Raw genomic sequence first — 236 nt, 5'->3', positions numbered from 1 at the left:
ATTTGGAAATATCTTTGAAATTTATACGCACAGCTATGAGATGACCTATTCGCAAGGGGCATACTAAGGCAAATTGCTGAGGCATTTGATAGTATAGGTGGACAAGTCAATGCGTTTACGTCCAAGGCTCCTATTACATTGAAAGCATGACCAAACAGCTGGCTGAAAAAGCCTGGACGTTTTTTCTTGAAATTAAAGAAAGACAAAGACGATTTCGTGATTAAATTAGGTACGGG

1 pseudogene is annotated in these 236 nt (G+C 39.0%); it reads left to right on the top strand.

Annotated features, from left to right (window positions below):
• Positions 1-134 precede the first annotated feature (134 nt).
• Positions 135-224 (top strand): annotated as a pseudogene (locus P6709_RS20695) (hypothetical protein); the annotation flags it as partial.
• Positions 225-236: the final 12 nt, after the last annotated feature.

Origin of the sequence: Jeotgalibacillus sp. ET6 (assembly GCF_029667115.1) — a bacterium.
Taxonomy (GTDB): domain Bacteria; phylum Bacillota; class Bacilli; order Bacillales; family Jeotgalibacillaceae; genus Jeotgalibacillus.
This window is presented reverse-complemented; position numbering and strand designations above follow the sequence as displayed.